Origin of the sequence: Cupriavidus alkaliphilus (assembly GCF_900094595.1) — a bacterium.
Taxonomy (GTDB): domain Bacteria; phylum Pseudomonadota; class Gammaproteobacteria; order Burkholderiales; family Burkholderiaceae; genus Cupriavidus; species Cupriavidus alkaliphilus.
This window is the reverse complement of sequence record NZ_FMAD01000009.1, coordinates 144,636-168,017: the sequence shown is the minus strand read 5'-3', so window position 1 is coordinate 168,017 and position 23,382 is coordinate 144,636. Positions and strand designations below refer to the sequence as shown.

The following is a 23,382-nucleotide window of genomic DNA, read 5'->3' as shown; positions in this document are numbered from 1 at the left end:
ATGGCTACCAAACTAAAAAGCCTGAAGGCCGGCATGCTCGCCGGCATGGCGGCCGAGAAGAGCCGGAACGATACGTTGGACCGCTTCGCACGGGCGGAAGCGGCTATTTCCCAGCATCCCAATGGTCTGCTGCAGGGCAGGGGGGCTGCCGAAACGTCGCCCGGTTTCAGCGCTGAAAGTCTCGACGACGTCGCCGCGGGCCGGCAGCTGATCCGGATTCCGCTGGCGCAACTGCACGACAATCCGCTGAATGCGCGACGCATCTACGATCCTGCCGTGGTGCAGGAGCGCGCCGCGTCGATCGCCACGCATGGCCAGAAGACCCCGGGCCTGGCGGCGCCGGATCCGGCGCGCCCGGGCCACTACATCCTGATCGACGGCCATTACCGCAAGCGAGCCCTGGCATCCGCCGGCAAGCTCGAAATGGAATGTTTTGTCGAGAACGACCTGAGCGACCTGGATTTCTACCGGCTGTCGTTCATGCTGAACGAGCAGCGCTCGGACCAGTCCGCACTCGACAATGCCATTGCCTGGCGCCAGCTGCTCGATGAAGGCAAGGTCCAGAAGGAAGAGGAGATCTGCGAGCTGACCGGCATTTCCGCGGGCACGGTGAACAAGACCCTCGCGTTGCTGCGCCTGCCGGAGTCGGTGCTGGGCGTGATGCGCGAATGCCCGAGCGCAATCGGCATTGCCGCCGGCTACGAGCTGACCCTGTACTTCAAGCTGGCGGGCGAGGAGCGGACCCGCGAGCTGGCGGGGCGCATCATCCACGACGGGCTGTCCAGCCGAGAGGTCGAGGCGATCCGCAAGCAGGCGCAGGAGGGCAAGGCGCGCAAGGTCAAGGAGATCAGCCGCCAGTACAAGATCCGCACCGACAGCGGCCAGTTGCTCGGCACCATCAAGGAATGGGATTCCGGACGCGTGATGCTGGACGTGCAACTGACCGACCGCAGTGCGCGCGAGGCGCTGGTTGAAGCCCTGAAGTCTCGCTTCGGACTCGACAAGACGTTGCTTTGAAACGCTGAAACGGACGGCCTCCAGGTCTGGCTCCGCGGTGACGCGGGCGCCGACATGCCAGGCAGGACAATATGCGGGGGCAGTGGCGACACTGCCCCCATTGTTTTCAGGCCATCAGATCCCGTGGCGAGCGTGCCGCGAAGGCCGGATCGCAGTGTTTGCGATAGCGCTCGAGGGTGGTGGCAAGCAAGGCGTGCAGGCCGCGCAACGAATAACCGCCCAGCGGTTGCGCCGCGCGCTTGCGGCGGGCACGCCCGGTGGGCGGCGCCGTCGCCGGGCCGATCAGGCAGGCGTCTTCCATGCCCGGTCCCTCCCATTGCAGGTGGCGGTCCTGCCAGTGGCGCGCCAGCGCCAGCCGTGTCGCGGGCGCAAGGCCGCTCATTGGGTGGGACGCGTCCACATGCTTGGCGAGGTTGCCGGATTCGACGGCCATGCCGCTGGCGGGCGCAGATGCAGAGAGCGATCGCAATGTGGCCGATGACAGCTGATCCAGACTGAGCCCTTGCTCGCGCAACAGCAGGATGGCGGCGTGCGCGGCGCGGTAGCGCTGCCCGTCGCTGGCCTCCGCTTGCGATGTCAGCCATGACAGGAAGGCGGCAATGTTGTCTTCCGCCAGCGGAGTGCGCGCGGACGGCGTAACCGCCACCGCGTCCGGCGCCATCGCCATGTCGGCCCCGATCTGCGCCGGCCAGCGCGCCGCGCAAGCGTAGCCGTTATCGTGCATCCACCGGAACAACGCTGCCAGCACGCGCAGGCTGTGGCGCTGGCTGGCGGGGCTCAGCGCGCCGGTCAGCGGCCGCCATGCGGCCTGGTGGCGCGGCGCGCGTGGCCCGCACCAGCGGCTGGCGGGTTCGGGACTGGCGAGGAACCCCAGGTAGGCCTGGCGATCGTCCAGGTCCAGTTGCGACAGCCCCTTGCCGCGCTCCAGCGCCGCCCACAGCAACAGCCGCTCTGCCTCCTTGCGATACGCGGCAAAGGTGCTGCCCTGGCCGTCGGTGGTATCGCGCAGCCACGCCTTGACCACGGTCACGCCGTGGCTGTACGGACAGGAGTCGGCGGGCCCGCCAACTGCCGCGGGCGACTCGCTCAGCCACTCCAGCGGCAACGGCTGGCGCAGCGCCGGACCCAGCGCCGCCGGTTGCAGCGGCGCGCGGTTGCCGACGTGCGCGTGCAGCAGCGGCGCGCCATCCATGCCCTTGAAGACAGAGCGATGCTCGCCGAGCCAGCGGTTGATGGCGGTGCCGGCGAGTGCGCCAATGCGCGGCACGGCTCGCCACCACGCGGTACCGCGCTGATTAGCCAAATCCAAAAGAGCTTTAAGCGTCACAATATCGGCATTCCGCAGGCGCCGCGCCAGGGCCGGAGCGAACCACAGCTCCACGCTGTGCTGGGCCTGCGGAGCCGCGGTGCCCAATCTCTCCAGTTCCCCGAGTGCATCGACTCGACGATCCATCCCGCGGTTCGAGCGCCCGGGGCCGGCCAGCAGCAGTTCGGCGAGGTCCGCACGCCCGTGCAGGTGCGCAAGCTGCACCATGCGGTCACGCAAGGCCAGCAGGATGCGCAGCGCCGACTCGGCGCCGGCGTCATCGTCGTCCGTGTCGTCGGCGAGATAGCGGGGGACCACCATCGCGGCCGGCATGCCTTGGACATAGGCCCGCACGGCGGCGAACTCGCTTCGGGTCAGGCTGACAGTGGGCGCGGCAGGAATCATGGGCAGCTTGCGCAGTATCGCTAACTTATTGATTTATAAGGCACCCGGGCGGAGGCAGAAATCGTCCGACCCGAAATGCATAGCAAAATGCAATGCCGATAATTCTATGCGCGATGGCGCAGGATGCACAGGCCCGCCGGCGAGGTTTCGTCCATATGCTGCAATCAGCCGGCATCAGACCGGGCGAGCGGCGGCGCAAAGCGCCAGTTGGGGATTACCCGCTGCAGCGCACCATCACCTTGCATTCGCCCGGCGCGTTTCATATGCTGCAGCTCAGGAGTTATAAATACTTAGATCAGACTTCAGCCGAATCTAAGGCTCTTGCAACAGAAGCGTTTCACACGCACACCGGGGCGATCCGGTATCTCCAGGGGAAGGACGACCTGCAGCCAGACGGGAAGGCTGTACGGCGTGCCCGGAGCACTGGCGGATCGTAGGGAGGTGCAACCGCAGGATAGCGGGGCACGTCCGACAAGCAAGCACGGATTTTCGCGGGGTCCGCGCTTGCCGCAATAATAAGAGAGCGGCCATGGCCACCATCCTCTTGATCGAGCCTCACCCCCTCCTGCGCCTGGGTCTGCGCCACCTGCTGGCCCAAGCACACCTCGACGGCGACCTGCTGGACATCGACCCGCTGGCGCCCATCGATTCCGACCTGTGGCTCAACGATGCCGACCTGATGGTCTACGGCCTGCCGGCCGACCAGGCCAGCGGCTGGTCCATGCTGGAGCAGCTGTGCCAGCGGCTGCGGCCACAGCGGGTGCTGGTGCTCAGCGAGCAGGCGATGCCGGCGCTGCCCGAGGCCGGACTGCCGGAGCCGGTGCGCGGTTGCGTGCCCAAGCATTGCAGCGCCGACGCGCTGGATGCGGCGGTGCGGCTGGTGCTGGCCGGCGGCGAATGCTTCCCGGCGTCGAGCCAGCCGCTGCCCGGCCGGCAGGCCGGCACGGACGCTGCCGCGGCACGCCTCGCGCCGGCGGCTCCGGGGGATGCCCGGGTGGTGACGCTGCGCCCCGGCGTGGACAATGCCGGCCACGACAGCGCGGCGCCGGTGGCGCAACGCCAGTTCGCCGCGCACGCCACCGCGTACGAAACGCCATCGGCCGGCGCGCACCTGCTCAACATCACCGAGCGCCAGTACGAAGTGCTGGCATTGCTGGCGCGCGGCTATCCGATCAAGACCGTCAGCCGCATGCTGAATATCTCGATCGCCACCGCCAAGACGCATGCCTGCACCCTGTATCAGCGCCTGCATGTGCGCAACAAGGGCGAAGCGGTCTACGTCGCGCTGCAAAGGGGTGCCACGCTCAACTGGGCGGGCCCGGACCAGGCTCATGCGCCGGCGCGTATGCCGGCGCCGGTAGGCCAGGCGGCTTGAGCCGGTGGCGCGCTCCCGCGCGCCTCATCCTTCTGCTGCGCGAGGCTCCGCCAAAAGCATGAGGCAGGGGTGGCGGCGGCTTGCTACCTTCTGAGGGAAGACATCCGCACAGACCGACGCCGGCGGGTGGCGCTGGTGCGATGCCTTCCCCGCCGGGCCGCCCGCGGCCCGGCTCCGACCGTGCTGCCGCTGCCATGGCCGCCCGGGTTGCCGCCGGACCGAGTCAATGCCGACCTACCTGATCGCCAGCAATGAAATGATGTGCCGGGGGCTGGCACGACGCCTGCACGCGCTCGACCTGCCCAAGCCGATCAACTGCCGCACGACGCAATGGCTGCAGGCCCCGGCGCATGCCCCGACATCGGCTGCGCCAGGCCACACGCCCCCGCACGCCGCCGCGCAGCTGCCGCCGGATCCCGCTGATATTGCCGTGATCGATTGCAGCGGCCTCGAAGGCGACCCCCGCGCATGGCTGGACCAGCTGCACGCGCGCCTGGCGCCGCGGCGCTGGCTGGTGTTGTCGGATCGCCTTGATCCCGCGCTGGTCCTGCATGCCGCGCTGCTCGGCGCCAGCGGCTGCCTTGCGTTGCCAGCGGCGATGGACCTGGTGTGCGCGGCCACCGCGCTGGTGTGGGCCGGCGGCCAGTGTTTCCCGCGCATGGCGCTGTCGCTGGGCGGCGCGCGTGCGCCTGCGCCCTCCCTCCTTTGTGCGACCCCTCCTACAACCACCGGATGAGGGCGCAATATTGCTGATGGCCTATGCTTGATTCGCCCGGAGGCAGAAGCTGGCCCTCATTTGCAGGCTGGCCGTCCCGGGGAGAAGGGGGTCGTATGGAGGCCGGACTGGAGTTCCTCGTCGTGCGCGGCTTTGCGGTGCGCGAGGGCCGGGGAAAGTGGGCGTGCTGCTTCGAGATCAGGCTCGCCGCCCATCGTGAGGAAGCTTGCGGCGCGGATGGCGCTGCCGGCAGCGAAGAGCCGCTGCTGTACCGGGGAGAACTGCACGGGCGCCAGTTCGATTGCGAGCTGGCCGCCGCCGATGCCGCGCGCGCGGCCGGCGAGCGCGAAGCCTTGCTGCGCGTGGAAAGCCTCAAGGCGCTGATCATCGCGCAGCATCGGCATCGCGTGCCGCCGTCACTGGTGACCTGAACCTGCAGGCACGCGCAGCTGTTGTGCAGCGGCACCCGGCGCGAGCGCCGGGTGCCGCTGTGCGTTTGTGCGGGTCGCATCGGTTGGCTGCATCCGTTGGCTGCATCCGTTGGCCGCATCGGTTGGCCGCATCAGTCGGCCGCACTGATGGGCCGCACTGATGGGCCGCATTGTTCGGGCCGCATGGTGTCAGCCGCATGATCTCGCCGTTGCTGCCGCCATCTCGGCCATGCTTTCCCGGCCGGCAAAAAAAGAAGCCCGCCGACCGGGGGACCATGCGGGCTTTGAAAACGCTGCCCCGGTGATGCAAGGGCAGCGATCCCGATTGAACATATCGAATTGCGCAAAGACTCTCTATCCACCAGACGGCCAATGCAGTCATGCACTCTCAACCTGTCTGCACCCTGACCGACGCCGGCCGGGCCGCGCTGCGCGCGTGTGCGGCGCTGGACCAAGCGGCCGATGCCGCCGCGCGCGACGCGGTGGTACGCTGCGCCACCAGACCCTGACGCTTACCGCTTGCGCCTGCCCATGAGCCATTGGCATCTCGTTTCCTTGTTCGGTGAATCCGCGTACCTGCTGCCTTGCGCCGTGTTCCTGGCGTTGTGGCTGTACTGGCGCGGCGCGCCCGGCAGCGCGCGCCACTGGGGGCTGGCGTTCGCCGCGGCCGCGCTGCTGGTGCTGGCGTCCAAGCTCGCGTTCATGGGCTGGGGCATCGGCAGTGCGGCGCTGAACTTCACCGGTTTCTCCGGCCACGCGATGATGGCGGCGTCGGTGCTGCCGGTGCTGCTCTACCTGGCGGTGCCGGTCGCGTGGCGGCGCCTGGGCTGGCTGGCGGCGAGCGCGGGCGTGGCCCTGGCGTTGCTGGTGGGGGTGTCGCGGCTGGCGCTGCACGCGCACTCGGTGTCGGAAGTGGCGGGCGGCCTGGGCGTGGGCCTGTGCGTGAGCCTGCCGTTCATCCTGCGGCGCACCACGCCGCACGGTCCGCTGGCGATGGTGCTGGCGAGCGTGGTGCTGGCCACCGCGCTGGTGATGCCGATGACCGGCACGGTGGGCGCCTCGCACGGGCTGATCCAGCAGCTTGCCATGCTGCTCTCCGGCCGCGACCGCCCCTTCGAGCGCGGTGAATGGGCCCTGCACGGGCGCGCGCCCGGGTACGCGACGGTGCACGCCGCGGTGCGCACCGGACCCTGCTGAGCGCGGCCGCCAGCGCCGGGTTCCGCGCCACGACCTGTGTGCGCCCGCCAACAGACACTGGCGGGCGGCTCGGCAACCATCGCTGCATCGTGCATGCATTCGCGGTGGGCAGCCATGGCATCCAGTTCGACCTTTGCGGCAGAGCGCCACACGGCGCTGCACTTGTTGTACCGGCTGGCCGACGCGGTGCTGGTCGGCGCCTGTGCGGTGATGATCGGTGCGCTGTACTTTCCGGAGGGCATCCGCGGCGCCGCGCCGGTGCACGGCTTTCTTGCCGCGCTGTGTTCGATCGGGGTGCTGGCGGTGTTTCCCGCCTTCGGCATCTATGAATCGTGGCGCGGTCGCAGCCGTGCGGCGTTGGTGCTGCGCCTGCTGGCCGCGTGGACCACGGTATTCATCGTCGGGCTGATGACGGCGTTCCTGATGCACCAGATCGCCGCGGTGTCGCGGGTCTGGTCGCTGGGCTGGTTCGGTTCCAGCCTGCTGGCGCTGGCGGGGGTGCGCGCCGTCATGTTCCGCATGCTGGGCAATGTGCGCGAGCAGGGCATCAACGCCAAGCGCGTGGTGATCTTCGGCTACGGGCCGCTGGGGCGCGAGATGTACCTGCGCGTGGATCAGATCCGCGCCGCGGGCTACCGCGTGGTCGGCATCTACCATGAGGAGCCGATCTCGGTGCCCGACGGCGTGGTTTCGCTGCGCACCATGGAAGAGGTCAACCTGTTCGTGCGCAGCCAGGCCGTCAGGGAGATCTGGCTGACGCTGCCTATGGTCGCGTGCCGCGACCTGTACGACGTGGTGCGGCAGTTCCGCAACGAGCTGATCGACATCCGCTGGATCCCCGACGTGATGTCGGTGGAGTTGCTGGGCCACCGCTTCAGCGAGTTCCTCGGCCTGCCCGTGATCGACCTGAACAGCCCGCCGGTGTCGGGCATCACCGGCCTGCTCAAGGCCAGCTTCGACCGCGCCTTCGCGCTGGCCGCGCTGGTCGGACTGGCGCCGTTGCTGCTGGTGGTGGCGGTGCTGGTGAAGCTGTCGTCGCCCGGGCCGGTGCTGTTCCGGCAGCGGCGGCTGGGCATGGACGGGCGCCCCTTCGATGTCTTCAAGTTCCGCACCATGCGCCAGCACGCCGACGTGGGCGTGACGCAGGCGGTACGCGGCGATGCGCGCGTGACGCGGATCGGCGCCTTCCTGCGCCGCACCAGCCTGGACGAGCTGCCGCAGTTCTTCAATGTGCTGCGCGGCGAGATGTCGGTGGTGGGGCCGCGCCCCCATGCGATGGAGCACAACGAGCTCTACAAGGAGCTGATCGACCGCTACATGCTGCGGCACCGGGTCAAGCCGGGCATCACCGGCTGGGCCCAGATCAACGGCCTGCGCGGCCAGACCGATACCGTCGAGAAGATGCGCCGGCGTATCGAGTTCGACATCTACTACATCCAGCACTGGTCGTTCCAGCTCGACCTGCAGATCATCCTGCGCACCGCGCTGCACGGCTGGACCGGCGCCAGTGCGTATTGAGGCGCAGCTGCGGCGGTACCCGGGGGCGCACGGATTGGTGCGCAAACGTACCGAAGCCGCAGCTGGTTAAGCGTGCAATAGGCCGCACTCATAAAAACCGGAGGTGTTCCATGAAAGCAACCATCCGCAGCATCCTGGGCGAAGTTGCCCGGCTCGATGTGCCGCTCGCCGACCTGGCAGACAGCGATGACCTGTATGCCGCCGGCCTGTCGTCGCTGGCCACCGTGCACGTGATGCTCGCGCTCGAGAACGCTTTCGACATCGAGATCCCGGACCAGATGCTGACGCGCCAGCTGTTCCGCAGCGTCGATTCCCTGGCGGCCGCGGTCGAGCAGATCCGCCAGCAACAGGAGGCGGCATGATCCCCGTGGCCAGGGTGGCACTGGCGCATTCCGGCGCGTGCGCCGTGCGCGCGGCCAGCGCGCTCAACGTCGCGGGCGAACGCTTTCACCTGCTCAAGATGGCGCCGACGATTTCGTTTGGCGCGCGTGGCCGAGGCGGCCAGCCTGCGGCAGCTGATCGAAGGACGGCCGGAGCTGGCGGGCTACCCGCTCGGCACGCCGTTCAGCCTGGGCCGCAACTTGCGCGATCCGTGGTCGGCGCCGCTGATGATCAACAACGATCGCATCCTGACCAACACGGCCCGGACCAGCACGGCCAATCTGTTGCTGGCAGATCGTTTCCGAGGGAGATCGCATGGACCTCCATACCCTGACCGACGGCACCGCCCAGGGTGGCGCCGCGGCCGAGCCCGGCACCGTCACGCGGCACGGCAAGCCGGCGCCGCACGCATCAGGCCCCACCTTCCTCGAGCAACTGGTGGCCGAAGGCCTGATGATCCCGACCGGCGTGCCCGGCCTGTATGGTCGCAACACCACCTTCGAATCGATCTGCGAAGGCATGAACAACGTCATGACGCACCTGGGGCAAGGCCTTGGCGCGGAAACGCTGCACTTCCCGCCGGCCATGGGCCAGGCGGACTTCGAAACCAGCGGCTACATGAAGAGCTTTCCGCAGCTGGCGGGCACCGTCCACAGCTTCTGCGGCGACGACAAGGGCCACCGCCGCCTGCTGGCGCGGCTGGAGGACAAGGACGACTGGACCGACCAGCAGCAGCCGACCGGCGTGGTGCTGACCCCGGCGGCGTGCTATCCGGTCTACCCGGTGATTGCGCGGCGCGGCCCGCTGCCCGAGGACGGCAAGGTGGTCGACGTGATGTCGTACTGCTTCCGCCATGAATCCTCGCTCGAGCCGACCCGCATGCAGCTGTTCCGTCAGCGCGAGTATGTCTGCCTGGGAACCCCGCAGCGCATTGCCGCGTTCCGCGAGCAGTGGCTCGAGCGCGTGCCCGAGCTGGCCACGGCGCTGCAGCTGCCGGTGGAGATCGACGTCGCCAACGATCCGTTCTTCGGGCGCGGCGGCAAGCTCGTCGCCGAAAGCCAGCGCGAGCTCAGGCTCAAGTTCGAGCTGCTGATTCCCATCAACGACGGCGCGCCGCCCTCGGCGTGCATGAGCTTCAACTACCACATCGATCACTTCGGCCACATGTGGGACCTGCGCAGCGCGGACGGCGCCATTGCGCACACGGGCTGTGTCGGCATCGGCGTCGAGCGCATGGCGCTGGCGCTGCTGCGCCACCACGGGCTGGATCCGGCACGCTGGCCCCAAACCGTCCGCGACACGCTGTGGGGGGGGTAAATGTACGGCGACGGCAGGGCCAGGGTTCGCGCAGGCCGCTCCACCTGGCATGGCGGCAATCCGGTCTGGTCCCACGCGAACCAGCAGATCGACCTGTGGGTCGAGCTGCTGCAGGGGTGGGACCTGGAACCCATTGCCGCGCTGCCGTTCACCGTGGCGCAGGACTTCGAGGGCGACCAGTTCACGCTCTCGGCTTTCCCCGCCAACGACCTCGAACGCCTGTATGGCATCGTCACGCACGAGCTGTCGATGTATGACCGGCTCGAGGCGCATGTGGCCACCCAGACCGCGCGCGGCAACGTGGTGCTGCTTGAAGTCGACAGCTACCAGTTGCCGCAGCCGTCAGGCACCTACCGCCGCCAGCATATGCGCTCGTGCATCGGCATCGACGTGCTGGTGCCCGAGGCGGCCGCCGTCGGCTATTTCCATGGCGACGGCTACCACACTGCCAGCGGCGAGGACTATGCCGCCATCTTCCGCCCGGCGACCGTCGGCTACGGCGAGGTGGCGGCGTTTCCGCATGCGTCGGTGGCACGGCGGCGTTTTGCCGCGCTGACCGATGCCGCGCTGATGCGGACTTCGCTGGAGCTGCTGCGCCACCACCTCTCGCGCCGTCCGCAGCACAACCCCATCAGCGTGTTCCGCATGGCGTTCCCCGGGCATCTCGAACACCTGATGGCGCGCGGCGAGCCCAACTTCCAGGTCTATGCGGCCAGCGTGCTGCGCCAGCTGGGCGTCAATTTCGAACTGCTCGGCCGCTACCTGCGCTGGCTGGTGCTGCACGGGCACTCGCTGCCCGACTGCATCGGCGAGGCTTGCTACACCATGGCCTCCGAAGCCATGGTGATGCAGTTCCGGCTGATGCGTGCGGTGATCAGCCGCAAGTCCGATCCCTGCCAGGACTGCCTGGACCAGCTCGAGCAGGCCTACCAGGGCACGGTGCCGGCGCTGGCCTCGCACTTCGGCGCGAGCGTGGCATGAGCGCACGCGACCCGGCGGCACTGGCGCCGGGCCGGTCCGCGGGGATGCCTGGCACCGCTACCGCCGCAGGCCGGCACGCTGCTCGACCGCTTCTCCGACCTCACCTGCGCATACCGTTCGGGCCGCCCGCCCACGACGCGGTGCTGGCCACGTTGCATGCCGATGACGACAGCGCCGGCACGCGCCGCTTTGCGCGCTGGGTGCATATGCAGGACCACGCCTTCCTGCCGGAGCGGGAGGGGTTTCACCTGGGTCCCGGTGAAACGCGGCGCATCCGCCTGATGCATGAGAGCGGCGCCGCCGCGCCGGCCGGCGCCATCCCTTCGGGCGAGATCTACGCCATCAACGCCGAGCGGCCCGCCCGCTACGACGCGCCGCACGGATAGGGCGTACAGGCCCCGCCAGCCGCCACCGCAGGCCGGTTCCTCCGTTGTCATGACTAGCCTGGCAGCGTGTCGGCAACGGCGCGACGCCGGCATGCCGGCGCCCCGGTACTTGCATTCGCCGCCAGCCGCGGGCGCCGCGCCGGCCTGCTACCAACCAACCAAAGGATGAACGAGTACCAACCGTCTGCCTACTGTCGCTTCAGTGCGCCATAGCACTTAATACAGTCAAACGACGAGGCAAGCACACAGCGCACCGCAGGGCTTGCGCGTCGGGACGGAAAGCGGATCGCGGCCGTCATCAGTCAGTCATACGCGGTGTCAACAAGTCGGTAAGCATCAGTCACGGGTGGAGCGGTACAGCCGGGCTTTGCACCACGCAGCCAGTGCGCGAGCGGCGGCCCAGTGCCGGTCCCGGGTCAACGGGGAGAATCAGCATGATCACGCAACGGTCGGACCTGCATGTCAATCATCTGCTCAATGCCCTGCCGCGGCAGGAATGGGAAACGCTGTCGCGCCACTTTGAACTGGTCCGGCTGCGTGCCGGCGAACTGCTGACTGACACCAGCCAGCGCATCGTGCATGTGTATTTCCCGACCACCTCGGTGGTGTCGCTGCTGTCGCTGCTCGAGGACGGCGCCACGGTCGAGTTTGCCGCGGTCGGCAATGAAGGCCTGGTCGGCATTCCGGTGGTGACGGGCGGCGATACCATGCCCAGCCGCGTCGAAGTGCGCAGCCCTGGCTTTGCCTACCGCATTCCCGCGCGCGCGCTGCGCGCCGAGCTGTCCTATCTGCCGACCCTGCAGCGCGTCACGCTGCTGTATGTGCAGGCGGTGCTGACGCAGATCGCGCAGACCGCGGCATGCAACCGCCACCATTCGCTGAACAAGCAGCTGTGCCGCTGGCTGCTGCTGGCGCGCGACCGCATGAACTCCAACGAGCTGGTCATCACCCAGCAGGTCATTGCCAACATGCTGGGCGTGCGCCGCGAAGGCGTTACCGAAGCCGCCGGCAAGCTGGAAAACCTGGGGCTGATCCACCACAGCCGCGGCCATATCACCATCCTCGATCATTGCGGGCTCGAGAAGCATTCCTGCGAATGCTACAAGCTGGTCAAACGCGAGTACGACCGCCTGCTGCCCGCGCTGGCCCACGCCTGAAGCGCCACGGGCGCGCGGCACGGCAGTGGCCGTGCGCCCGCGTTGCCGGCGGCGCCTGCCGTTGGCGTCAGGCGCAAGCCGGCTGTGCGGGATCGGCGGCGCCGAACGACGACAGCAGGCCGGCGGTGACCGTTTCATAAGCGGACTCCATCGTGTCAAGGCACTCGCTGCAGCGGTCCGGACGGCCGCGCGCCATGGCCCGGGCCAGGCGGAACTGCAGCACCTTGCTTTCCCCGGCGATAGTGTTGGCCGCCCGCGCGATGCGCGCGGGCACATCGTAACCATGCTCGCCGAACCAAGCGAGGCAGTGATGCAGCATCTCGAAATTCGCCCCCAGCTGGCGCGGCAGGTTGAAGCCGTAGTGGAGAAAATACGCTTCGCCGCGCGCCAGGATCACCGCGACATGCCGGTCGAAATCGGCGCGCCAGCGCGTGACCGGGTTCAGCGCGGGGCGGCGGCCCAGGTGGCGGCGCATCAGCGCCGCGGCGGCATCGGCCGCGTGCGCGTCGCGCAGCGGCGTGCGCACGCGCTTGGCGCATTCGGCGTACGGAAACAGGATGTTGTCGTCGCGCAGCTCGGGCGTCAGGCGCAGCAGGCCGCGGTAGTCGTCGCCGGCCGCGGTGTGGTAGCCGAGGCTGTGGTAGTAGGACAGCCGCTGCGCCGCGGGGTCGATCCGGTCGATGGCGACGGTGGTCTTCACGTGCGCCTGGCGGTAGGTGGTGGCGCGCGTGTCGGGCAGGTAGTAGCTGTCCATCTCGACCAGCACGGCATGGCCGCGCCCGACCTGTTCGACCAGGTGGGCCTGCAGCGTGTCATAGACCGCCATCTCCTGCACCACCGTGCCGTACAGCAGCTCGATATCCGCCGGCGGGTACTTGAAGTAGGTGAAATGGTCGCCCTCGTAGTCCTGCGCCACGGTGAACGCCAGCGCCGCGCGCGGGTCGAGCCCCCAGCCATACAGCAGCTCGATCCACAGGTCCATGTAGCAATTGCTCTCCTGCCAGACCGAGGCTTCATCGTGCAGCCAGCGCTGCACCGGCCTGGCCACGTGGCACCGCTGCTGGCGCGTGTAGTGGTAGCCGCGGTCGGTGGCCGTGGTTGCCGTGGTTGCTGCCATTGGCGCAATCGTTGCCGTCGTTGCCACCGCCTGCTCCATGTCGTTCCTCCGCAGTGCGCGCATGCCGCCGGGCCGCGATCGCAGGCGCTGCGCCTGCACGGCCCACTGTATTGCAACGCCGGCGGCCGTGGCTATCGGTGCGTTCTCCAACAGAGGGCGCGCGATCGCAGGCCGCCGCGGCATGCATGCGCGCGGCCTGCCGCGGCGGCGCAAGTAGCGTGTGCGGAATCGAACAGATTGCGCCAGGACGCCTGCCTAGACTGGCTGGCATCCCCGTCATGGCGGTCAGGGACCGCTGCCGGGCGTACCCGTTTCTGCGAGATCGTCGCGGTGGTTGCGCAGGGCCGGGCCGGACGCCCGGGAAGCACGGGACGCTTGGAACAGCCGACACGCCAGGAGGCATGATGCGAATTCGGACCCGGGAAGAGAACCAGACGCCGCCGCCGGTCAACGGCGAAATCCATGCAACGCTGCAAGGGCTGGGCGACAGGGCGGCGCACTGCGCCGCGTTGCCGGTGGTGCAGCCAGTGATCCTCGCCGGCGGCGCCGGTACGCGCCTGTGGCCGCTGTCGCGCGAGCAGTTCCCCAAGCAGCTGCTGAACCTGATTGCCGAAGACACGCTGCTGGAAGCCACAGCCAACCGCCTCGCCGGCGTGGCCGCGCTGGCGGGCCGCCCCGACGGCATGGAAGCGGCGCAGATCGTGGTCTGCGGTGAAGAGCACCGCTTCATGATCACCGACATGATGAAGCGCGCCGGCAAGCCGGCGCGCGTGCTGTCCGAGCCGTGCGGGCGCAATACGGCACCGGCGCTGACGGTGGCCGCGCTGCATGCGCTGGCGGCCGCGGGCGAGGGTGGCGATGCGGTGCTGGTGGTAACGCCGGCCGACCACAGCGTGGCCGACATCGCGTCGTTCCGCGAGGCCATCGCCACGGCGATCCAGCATGCGGACCACGGTGCCATCGTCACGCTGGGCGTGAAGCCGGTGGCGCCCGAGACCGGCTTCGGCTACATCCGCGCGGCCGGCGGCGCCGAGCATGGCGCCTTCATGCTGGACCGCTTCGTCGAGAAGCCGCACCTGGAGCTGGCCAAGCACTATGTCGAGTCGGGCGAATTCTGGTGGAACAGCGGCATCTTCGTGGTGCGGGCCTCGGTGTGGCTGCGCGCGGTGGCCGAGCTGCAGCCCGAGATGGCGCGTCAATGCCGTGCCGCCTATGCGGCAAGCGAACACGCCGCCTGCGCCGGCGAGGTCCTGTGCCTGGGCAAGGATGCCTTCCACGCGTGCCCGTCCGACTCGATCGACTACGCCGTGATGGAGAAGCTCGAGACCCTGCCGGATATCGCCGGCATGCTGGTGCCGCTGGACGCGGGCTGGTCCGACGTGGGCTCGTGGGCGGCGATCTGGGATATCGCGCCCAAGGATGCCAGCGGCAATGCCGGCCGCGGACGCGTGCTGTTCGACGGCGCCAGCTCGTGCCTGGCGCATTCCGAGGGCCGCCTGATCGCGTGCGTCGGGGTGCAGGACGTGGTGGTGGTCGAAACCGCCGACGCGGTGCTGGTGGTGGACAAGGCCCACGTGCAGGACGTGAAGAACATCGTCCAGCGCATCCGCTCCGAGCATGGCAATGAAGTGGTGAACCATCGCAAGGTGCGCCGGCCCTGGGGCTGCTATGACTCGATCGACCGCGGCGACCGCTTCCAGGTCAAGCGCATCGTGGTCGAGCCCGGCGCCAGCCTGTCGCTGCAGATGCATTACCACCGCGCCGAGCACTGGGTGGTGGTGCGCGGCACCGCGCGCGTGACCTGCGGCGACAACGTCAGCATTCTTTCGGAAAACCAGTCGACCTATATCCCCATCGGCACCCTGCACCGGCTCGAGAACCCGGGCAAGACGCCGCTGGAGATCATCGAGGTGCAGTCGGGCGCCTACCTGGGCGAGGACGACATCGTGAGGTTCGAAGACAACTACGGGCGCAAGTAAGGGGTCGGCGGCCAGTGCATGGGCCCGGGCGCCGGCAGGCGCGCGGGCAGGCACCGGTTGCTGCGTGATTGGCGTGAGGCAGCGTGTGGCGGGAGAGATGTCGTGAGCAGAATGTCATTTGCCGGAGCCGTACCGGTACCCGACCAGGCGTCGCCGCGCAGCGGCGCGAACGCACGCGTGCTGCTGGACCACGCAGGCTGGATCCTTGCCGCCGGGCTGACCGGCGCGGCCCTTGCCTGGCTGGCGTGGCTGTCCACTCCCGACCTGTATCGCGCCAAGTCATTGGTGCAGCTGCAGACCCGCGACGCCGCCGGCCGCATGGCCACGCCGCAGCTCGACCTGGGCATGCTGAAGAGCCGCGCCGTGGTCGGGCCGGTGGTCGAGCGCCTGCACCTGGACATCGAGATCCAGCCGCTGCGCGCGCCGCTGCTGGGCAGCCTGGTCAACCACTTCGCCGAGCCCGGCAAGCTGCGCGGGCCGTGGCCGGCGGAACTGGGCTATGCGTGGGGCGGCGAGCGCGTGGCGGTGGAGCGCCTGAACGTGCCGGCACGCTTGCTCAACGTGCCGCTGACACTGGAGATCCTGCCCGACAACGGCTTCCGGCTGAGCGGGCCGGATGCGCAGCTCGAGGGCCGCGCCGGCCAGGTGGCCGAGGCCGGTGGCATTTCGATGCTGGTGGGGCGCATCGAGGCGCGCCCGGGCACGCGCTTCCTGGTCACGCGGCGCGACCTGACGCTGACCGTCGATGCCGTTACGCGCGAACTGCGCGTCGACAGCGAATCCAGCGACGCCACCACGCTGCGCATCAGCTGGCAGAACCGCGATCCCGCGACCGCGGCGGCGCTGGTCAACGGCATTGCCGATTCCTATATCAAGGGCCAGGCCGAGCAGCGCCAGGACGACACCGCCGCGACGCTGGCCTTCCTGTCGGGCGAACTGCCGCGCGTGAAGGCCGAGCTCGAGCGCGCCGAGAGCGCGCTGACGCGCTACCGCTCGCGCTCGGGCTCGCTCGCGCCGAGCCAGGACGTGCAGTCCTACCTGAACGGCAGCATGGAATACCAGCGCCAGATCGCGCTGCTGCGCCTGGAGCGCACCAAGCTGCTGCAGCGCTTCACCACCGAAGCCAACGAGGTCCGCACCGTCGACAGCCAGATCCTGCAGCTCACGCGCGAGCGCCAGGAGATGGACGCGCGCATGCAGAACCTGTCGGCGTCCGAGCGTGAATCCGTGGCGCTGACGCGCGACGTCAAGGTGGCCGAAGACATGTACATGACGCTGCGCAACAAGGTCGAGCAGCTGTCGCTGGCGCAGCTCGACCGCACCGGGCAGGTGCGCATCGTCGACAACGCGCTCACGCCCACCGTGCCGGTCGGCCTGGGGCCATGGACGCCGGCCGCGGGCGGCGGCGTGCTGGGCATGCTGCTGGCGGCCGGGGCGCTGACGCTGCGCCAGCGCGTGCGGCCCACCGTGGCCACCGCCAATGACGCCGAGGACAAGCTCGGCATCACCATGCTGGGCGACATTGCCTTCAGCCGCGAACAGGCCGCGCTCGAGCGCATGGTGTCGGCCAAGGCCCTGCTGGGCGTGGCCGCGGGCTACGCCGCGCCACCGTCGGCGCGGCTGGAGCGGCCGCGGCCGTCGAGCGCGGTGATCGACGTGTCCGCGCTGGAAGATGATGACAGCGCCGAGCGGATGCTGCGGCTGGGCCTGCATGACCAGTTCCTGCTGGCGCGCAACGCGCCGCACTCGCTGGCGGTGGAAGGGCTGCGCAATATCCGCGCCGCGGTGCATTTCGCGCTGCGCAGCGCGCCTGACCATGTCATCGCCGTCACCAGCCCGGCCCCGGGCGCGGGCAAGACCTTTGCATCGGTCAACCTGGCCGTGCTGTTCGCCGAAGCCGGCCAGCGCGTGCTGCTGATCGACGCCGACCTGCGCCGCGGCCGCGTCGCGAGCTGGTTCGACCAGCCCGCCGAATCCGGCCTGGCCGAACTGCTGACCGGGCACGTGCCGCTGTCCGCCGCGGTGCGGCCCACGGTGGTCAACGGCCTGTCGATCCTGCCGGCGGGTTTGCCGCCGCCGAATCCTTCCGAACTGCTGATGCGCCCGGGCATGGCCGAAGCGCTGCGCCAGTGCGCGGCCCGCTTCGACCTGGTGCTGATCGACACGCCGCCGGTGCTGGCGGTGGCCGATGCCAGCCTGGTCGCGAACCTGGCCGGGTCGACCCTGGTGGTGCTGCGCGCCGACGCGACGCTGCCCGGCCAGGTCGATGAAACGCTCAAGCGCCTGCAGCGGGCCGATGCGCGCCTGCTGGGCGGCATCCTCAACTGTGTGATCGCCAAGCGCAGCAACCGGGCCGAGTTCAACAGCGTCAATCCGTACCTTGGCATGCCGGCGACGGCGCCGATCTCGCGCCGGATCGGGCAAGCGCTGCACCGCGAAGAGAAAAAAGAATAAGGGGCGCGGAAACAGGTAGCGCAGCCGGAGCGTACCCGTTTCTGCGTGCAAAAGCGGGTCTGGCTCCACCGGCTCGGCGGCTGACCATCCGCTCGCCAGGAGGCGACATGAGGCGGCTTATGTTTGAAGGCTGTGCCGGCTGGCTGCACGAGGCACAAGGAAAGACCGGGGTGGTTTTGTGCGCTCCGCTGGGCCACGAGGCCATGTGGTCGCACCGGGCATGGCGGCATCTTGCCGACGATCTCGCCGCGGCCGGCATGCCGGTGCTGCGCTTTGATTATCCCTGCACCGGCGATTCCGCCGGCGCCTGCGAGGCCGCGCATTTCCTCGGCCGCGCCGCCTCGAGCATCGTGGCCGCGGCCGCGCAGCTGCGCGCGCTGGCCGGCGTGGAGCGCATCGTGCTGTGCGGGCTGCGCGCCGGCGCCAGCCTCGCGGTGCAGGCCGCCGAGGCAATGCGCTCGCACCCGGCATGGCAAGGCGGCGTTGCCGCGCTGGTGCTGCTCGCGCCCGTGGTCAATGGCCGCGCCTACCTGCGCGAGCTGCGCGCGCTGCATCTGAACTGGCTCAACAGCGTCGGGCCGACCGAAACCCCGCCACCGCCGCCGGCCGGCGCGATCGACGTGCTGGCCTTCCGCTTCAGCGCCGACACCGTGCGCGACCTCGAGGCGCTGCGGCTCGACCGCGGCACCAACTGCCCGGCGCCGCGCGTGCTGGTGCTCGACCCGTGGCCGGGCTCGGCCTCCGCGGCGGGTGCGCTGGCGCAGTACTACACCGACGGCGGCGCGAAGGTCGATGCGGCCGCGTTTGCCGACTACGCCGACATGATGCAATCGGCCGAGTTTGCCGGGGTGCCGGCGCAGGCCTGGCGCCAACTGGTGCAGTGGCTGGCGCCGATATCGGCCGCGTCGGCCGCGTCGGCCGCATCGGCCGCACTGCCGGCGGCGCGTCGGCGCCCGCCAGGCCCGGCGTCGCTGCGCGTGGCCGTCGATGGCGTGGTCGAAGAACCGGTCTGGCTCGACGCGCGGCGCCAGTTCGGCATCCTGTGCATGCCGCGCGACGCGGCGCCCGCGCAGGTCGCGGTGATCTTCCCGAATACCGGCGGCAACCACCATGTCGGCGATGGCCGCATGTTCGTCACGCTGGCGCGCCGGCTGGCAAGGCTGGGCGTGGTGTCGCTGCGGCTGGACGTGTCCGCGCTCGGCGACAGCCCGCGCGCGCAACGCAGCATGAGCATTCCCGAGATCTACTCGCCCGGGCCGCGCGCGGACGTAAGCGCCGCGGTCGACTGGATGCGCACGCGCGGCTTCCGCTGCATCGTGCTGGCCGGGGTGTGCTCCGGCGCCTTCCTGAGCCTGCACGCCGCCCTGGCCAACCCCGGCGTAAACGGCCTGGTGCTGGCCAACCTGGTGAAATTCCGCTGGGACCGCGCCGACGACCGGAGTTCGGGCAAGGGCGCGCGCTCGTGGCAGGGCTGGCTGACGGCCGCGCGCCGCGGCGGCAACTGGCAACGGATGCTGCACGGGCAGGTGCGGATCGGCCCGCTCGCCGCGGCCATGGCACGCCATGCATACCGGCACGCCACCGAGCGCGTGGCGTTCCGCCTGACGCGGCTGCGCGGTGACGAAGACCTGGCGTCAGCCACGGCTTACGCGCGGGCCGCGATGCGGAGCCTGAACGAGCGTGGAGTGCAGACCGACTTGCTGTACGGGTCCGCGGACATGGGGCTCGATGAGGCTCAGCTGCGCTTTGGCAGAGATCTGGAAGCGCTCGCGGCGTTCACGCATATTAGTGTGCATCGGCATGGGTGTATGGACCATGCGTTGTTTCTGGCGGGGGGGAGGCAGGTTTTTTGCGACCAGGTGGTCAAGCACGTGGTGGCGAGATTGGCGGCGATGGAGGCGGTGGGGGATGGGTTGCCGCGGGCTGCCAAGGTGTGTTGAGGGGTTTGGTTTGGGCGTTGCGGTTTTTTTGGGGTGGGCGGTGTTGGTGACATGCTGTCGGCTGTTGAACTGCCTGGTTCCGCCCTCCTGGGCGGGTCACTTTTTGGCCGAGCGCCAAAAAGTAACCAAAAAGCGCGTTTACTGCCCTGCGGGCGGCATGTCTGATCGTAGTGTGCCCGGGCGTTTTCGTACGGGGCTGGGCTTCCTCACATAGCTGGACTGCCTGCCGCGGTGGTGCGCGACTGTGGCAGGGGCGTTGGAGTGGTGATTGAACGAGCCCAGAGCGCTCGGTGGCCGCCTGCTGCGGGCCTTGTCGTAGGAACGCCTACGGCTGCTGCGCCGTCAGTATCGCGGGGCGTGGGGCACGGGACGCGTCGCTGTGCTCGCTTGGCGCTGTCTGGCGGTGGTCTGGGCTGGCGAGCGAAATCGCACAACCCTTTGGCTGCGCTGCGGGCAAACGCCAATGACCGTCACCGCAATTTTGCCCGCGGCAGCCGCAGGCGTCCCGCGATACGGCCGCCCGCAGCCGCCGAGCCGGGTCACCAACCTGCAGCGCCAAGCGAGCGCAGCGACGCGTTCCGAGCCAGGGCCCCTGACCTACGATACTGACCGCGCGCAGCGCAGCCGTAGGCGTTCCTACGACAAGGCCGGCAGCAGGGGCCACTCCGCGCTCTGGGCTCGTTCAACCCACACCTCAACGCCCCTGCCACCGTGGTGCACCACCGCGGCAGGCAGTCCCGCTATGTGAGGAAGCCCAGCCCCGTACGAAAACCCCCAGGCACACTACGATCAGACATGCCGCCCGCAGGGCAGTAAACGCGCTTTTTGGTTACTTTTTGGCGCTCGGCCAAAAAGTGACCCGCCCAGGAGGGCGGAACCAGGCGGTTCAACAGCCGACAGCATGTCACCAACAGCGCCCCACCCCAAAACGAGAAGCGACGCCTAACCGCATGACAACAAGCCCAAAGCCGCCCCCCGCACCCAAAGCCTTAAGCCCTCTTAGAACTAGCCCCCCCATACTGATTCATATACCGATACTTCCCAAAGTGATAATGCGCCCGATACCACCGCCCCTCCACCTTCAGGCCATTGAATATCACTCCCTTGATATCACTCCCCGCCTGCACGATCGCGCGCCGCGTGGCCTTGAGTTCTGATGCGGTACTGGCGTCGGCCCGCGCCACCAGGAACACGGCCCCGGCCTTGGTCGCCAGCACGCCGGCGTCGGACGTGGCCAGCACCGGCGGGGTGTCGAGCAGCACCACGTCGTAACGGTTCCGGAGCGTGGCCAGCAGCGTATCCATGCCGCGCGTCTGCAGCAGGTCGGCGGCCAGCGGCGGCTCCGAGCCGGTGGCGATGAAGTCGAGTCCTGGCACCACGTCGCGCTGCAGCACCTGCTCCAGCGGCGTGCCGGTCAGCAGCTCGGTCAGCCCCGGCACGCGCGGCTTGCCGAAATGGTGGTTGAGCCCGCCGCGCCGCAGGTCGGCGTCGACCAGCACTACGCGGCGCCCGGCGGTGGCCAGCACCGTGGCGAAGTTGGCCGAGATGAAGGACTTGCCCACTTCGGGCGCCGGCCCGGTGATCACCACCACGTTGTTGCTGTCGCTGTTGAGCAGCGCAAACTGCAGCGAGGTGCGGAAGCTGCGCAGGCTTTCCACGGCCGGGTCGTCAGGCATGCGCCTGGCGAGCAGCTTGTCGATATCGGGCCCGCCGCGCAGGCGCGACTGCGCCGCGCTGTAGGGCACCGTCGCGTACACCGTCATGCCGGTCTCGCGCTCGATCTCGTCCGCATCCGCGACGCCGCCGTCGAACAGCCGGCGCAGCACCACCACCGCGGTGCCGGCCAGCAGGCCCAGCAGCACCGAGGCCGCGGCGATCAGCTTGCGGTTGGGCTTGACCGGGCGGATCGGCACCTCGGCCGGGTCCACCAGCCGCGCCGTGCCGATCTTGCTGGCCTTGACCAGCCTGAGCTGCTGCACGTCGTTCAGCAGCGACTGGTACATCTCGGTGCTGACCCGGACGTCGCGCATCAGCCGCAGCACGTTCTGCTCGATATCCGGCAGGCGCTGGATCTTGTTGCCGACGGAGCCGATCTCGGCGTTCACGTCGGCAATCTGCTTGTCCATGATCTCGATCGCCGGATGGTTGGGCGTGAAGCGCGCAATCAGTTCCTGGCGCCGCTGGCGCAGGTCCGCCAGCTTGGTCTGGGCAGCCACGGACTGCGACAGCACCAGCCGCGATTCTTCGTTCAGGTCGATGGTGCCGCGCTGGTTGCGCATGGCGTTGTAGCGCGACTCGGCGCTTTCCAGCTGCTGCTTGAGCTGCGGCAGCTGCGCTTCCAGGAAGGCCAGCGACTTCTCGGCCTCGGCGGCCTTGCGGCGCAGGTTCTGCTCGACATACTCGTTGCCGATCTCGTTCAGGATGGCGGCGGTCTTCTCTGCCGAAGTACCCTCCAGCGCCACGCCGATCACGCCGCTCTGCTTGCCGCGCTCAGTGATCATCAGCTTGCTCTGCAGGTCGGCAATGGCCACTGCGCGCGGCACGCGCGAGACATGGAACACCGCACCGGGGCGCCCTTCTAGCTGGCTGATCTCGAGCGTGACCTTGCCGCTGTGGGTCGCCACCGTCAGCGGCACGCCAACGCGGCCTTCGGCCACGGCAGCGTCACTGGCGAAGGCCAGGCGGTACGTATCGTTGCCCAGCGCGGTCACCGTGATCAGCCGGCGCTCCATCGCGGGCGGCACCTCCAGGCGCGACACCGTGATCGCTTCGCCGCCCCACGCATAGCCGCCCCGGCCGAACAGCCCCGGCTGCGACAGCTCGCGGTTGAAGCCGGCCACGGCCCCGCCGATCACCGGGAAATAATTCGGCGACGCGGATATGTCCAGCTGCAGCGCGTCGACGGCCTTGCCCACCACCATGCGCGAGCGCAGCAGCTCGATTTCGGTCGAGGGGGCGGGCCTGGCGTCGTATACCGGCGACACCGTGGCGGTGGGCTTGTTGGTATTGTTGACGTTGCCGCTGTTCTGATCCTCCACCTGCACCAGGATGTCGGCGCGGTAGACCGGCTTGGACAGCAACGCGAACAGCAGCCCGACTGCCATCACCGCCGCGGCGACCGCGAGGAAGGTCCAGCGGTAACGGATCAGCACGTCGACATACGAAGTCAGGTCCGACGACGGCTCATCGCCTTCCGCGGCCTGGGCCTCGTAGTCACGCAGGTTCTTGATGTTGCTCATGTTGCCTCCCCGTAGCGGGTTGCCTGTGCTTCGGATTGAATCTGTGCCGTCCATGCCTGCACGCCCTCGCGGATCAGCCCCAGCACGATCAGGAACATTGCCTGCGAGCCGCCGTAGGGATCGGGAATATCCGCCTGCGCGGCCTCGCACAGGCGGAAGGTCTTGCCGCGCGCGCGCGGGAAGCGCTGCTCCAGCCATTCGCGCTGCTCGCTGTCCATCACCAGCACCAGGTCGGCGTCGTCGACCATGTCGTCATCGAGCTCGCGCGCGCGGTGCCCGGCCAGGTCCAGCCCGTCCTTGGCCAGCAGCCGGATCACGCGCGGATCGGCACCGGCGCCGACCGGTGGCGCCAGCCCGGCGGAACCGATGCGGCAGTCGGGCAAGGCCTGGCGCAGCAGGTCGGCGGCCATCGGGCTGCGGCAGCGGTTGCCCAGGCACACCACCAGGATCGAGCGGATCATTGCGGC

Annotated in this window: 18 protein-coding genes; 14 read left to right on the top strand and 4 right to left on the bottom strand. The window is 69.0% G+C overall.

The window, feature by feature from the left end:
* A complete protein-coding gene (locus GA0116996_RS19505) occupies positions 1-1,017 on the top strand; it encodes a ParB/RepB/Spo0J family partition protein (RefSeq protein ID WP_092314918.1) in 1,017 nt (338 codons plus the stop codon).
* 106 nt (positions 1,018-1,123) lie between these two features.
* On the opposite strand, the gene GA0116996_RS19500 is transcribed toward GA0116996_RS19505, so the two are convergent.
* Positions 1,124-2,728, bottom strand: a complete 1,605-nt coding sequence (locus tag GA0116996_RS19500) for a phage integrase family protein (RefSeq protein ID WP_092314916.1) — start codon at positions 2,726-2,728, stop codon at positions 1,124-1,126.
* A 529-nt stretch (positions 2,729-3,257) separates the two neighbouring features.
* On the opposite strand from GA0116996_RS19500, the gene GA0116996_RS19495 reads away from it, so the two are divergent.
* The 10 genes from GA0116996_RS19495 to GA0116996_RS19450 all read left to right on the top strand — a co-directional run bounded on the left by GA0116996_RS19495 (position 3,258) and on the right by GA0116996_RS19450 (position 12,186).
* Complete coding sequence (locus GA0116996_RS19495; protein WP_092314914.1) at positions 3,258-4,103, top strand: helix-turn-helix transcriptional regulator; 846 nt, start codon at positions 3,258-3,260, stop codon at positions 4,101-4,103.
* Between the two features lie 226 nt (positions 4,104-4,329).
* Complete coding sequence (locus GA0116996_RS19490) at positions 4,330-4,839, top strand: helix-turn-helix domain-containing protein (protein WP_092314912.1); 510 nt, start codon at positions 4,330-4,332, stop codon at positions 4,837-4,839.
* 95 nt (positions 4,840-4,934) lie between these two features.
* Positions 4,935-5,249 (top strand): hypothetical protein, encoded by a 315-nt coding sequence (locus GA0116996_RS19485; RefSeq protein WP_092314910.1) that lies wholly within the window; start codon positions 4,935-4,937, stop codon positions 5,247-5,249.
* Between the two features lie 531 nt (positions 5,250-5,780).
* Complete coding sequence (locus GA0116996_RS19480; RefSeq protein WP_092314908.1) at positions 5,781-6,446, top strand: phosphatase PAP2 family protein; 666 nt, start codon at positions 5,781-5,783, stop codon at positions 6,444-6,446.
* Positions 6,447-6,560: 114 nt separating this feature from the next.
* Complete coding sequence (locus GA0116996_RS19475; protein ID WP_092314906.1) at positions 6,561-7,964, top strand: undecaprenyl-phosphate glucose phosphotransferase; 1,404 nt, start codon at positions 6,561-6,563, stop codon at positions 7,962-7,964.
* Positions 7,965-8,074: 110 nt separating this feature from the next.
* Positions 8,075-8,326, top strand: coding sequence for an acyl carrier protein (locus tag GA0116996_RS19470; RefSeq protein ID WP_092314904.1), 252 nt, complete (start codon positions 8,075-8,077; stop codon positions 8,324-8,326).
* A gap of 334 nt (positions 8,327-8,660) precedes the next feature.
* Complete coding sequence (locus GA0116996_RS19465) at positions 8,661-9,662, top strand: amino acid--[acyl-carrier-protein] ligase (protein ID WP_092314902.1); 1,002 nt, start codon at positions 8,661-8,663, stop codon at positions 9,660-9,662.
* A complete protein-coding gene (locus GA0116996_RS19460) occupies positions 9,663-10,643 on the top strand; it encodes a DUF1839 family protein (protein WP_092314900.1) in 981 nt (326 codons plus the stop codon).
* Positions 10,640-11,029: a hypothetical protein gene (locus tag GA0116996_RS19455; protein ID WP_208601261.1), complete on the top strand. Its 390-nt coding sequence runs from the start codon at positions 10,640-10,642 to the stop codon at positions 11,027-11,029. The genes GA0116996_RS19460 and GA0116996_RS19455 overlap by 4 nt, the downstream gene beginning before the upstream one ends.
* A gap of 434 nt (positions 11,030-11,463) precedes the next feature.
* A complete protein-coding gene (locus tag GA0116996_RS19450) occupies positions 11,464-12,186 on the top strand; it encodes a Crp/Fnr family transcriptional regulator (protein WP_012354880.1) in 723 nt (240 codons plus the stop codon).
* Between the two features lie 67 nt (positions 12,187-12,253).
* On the opposite strand, the gene GA0116996_RS19445 is transcribed toward GA0116996_RS19450, so the two are convergent.
* Positions 12,254-13,303 carry a DUF1839 family protein gene (locus tag GA0116996_RS19445; protein ID WP_244159920.1) on the bottom strand — a complete coding sequence of 350 codons (1,050 nt, stop codon included), beginning with the start codon at positions 13,301-13,303 and terminating at the stop codon, positions 12,254-12,256.
* A 458-nt stretch (positions 13,304-13,761) separates the two neighbouring features.
* Between GA0116996_RS19445 and GA0116996_RS19440 the strand changes: the two genes are divergently transcribed.
* From GA0116996_RS19440 to GA0116996_RS19430, 3 genes are all read left to right on the top strand, one after another.
* Complete coding sequence (locus GA0116996_RS19440; protein WP_165835188.1) at positions 13,762-15,282, top strand: mannose-1-phosphate guanylyltransferase/mannose-6-phosphate isomerase; 1,521 nt, start codon at positions 13,762-13,764, stop codon at positions 15,280-15,282.
* Positions 15,283-15,393: 111 nt separating this feature from the next.
* Positions 15,394-17,736, top strand: a complete 2,343-nt coding sequence (locus tag GA0116996_RS19435) for a polysaccharide biosynthesis tyrosine autokinase (protein ID WP_092314894.1) — start codon at positions 15,394-15,396, stop codon at positions 17,734-17,736.
* A 119-nt stretch (positions 17,737-17,855) separates the two neighbouring features.
* Entirely contained in the window at positions 17,856-19,676 is a 1,821-nt protein-coding gene (locus GA0116996_RS19430) for an alpha/beta hydrolase family protein (protein WP_092314892.1), read from the top strand.
* 989 nt (positions 19,677-20,665) lie between these two features.
* Here GA0116996_RS19430 and GA0116996_RS19425 read toward each other — a convergent pair.
* On the bottom strand, positions 20,666-22,915 hold the full coding sequence (locus tag GA0116996_RS19425; protein WP_092314890.1) for a polysaccharide biosynthesis tyrosine autokinase: 2,250 nt from the start codon (positions 22,913-22,915) through the stop codon (positions 20,666-20,668).
* Entirely contained in the window at positions 22,912-23,376 is a 465-nt protein-coding gene (locus GA0116996_RS19420; protein WP_243419711.1) for an arsenate reductase/protein-tyrosine-phosphatase family protein, read from the bottom strand. Before GA0116996_RS19420 ends, GA0116996_RS19425 begins: the two co-directional genes overlap by 4 nt.
* Between the last annotated feature and the right edge of the window lie 6 nt (positions 23,377-23,382).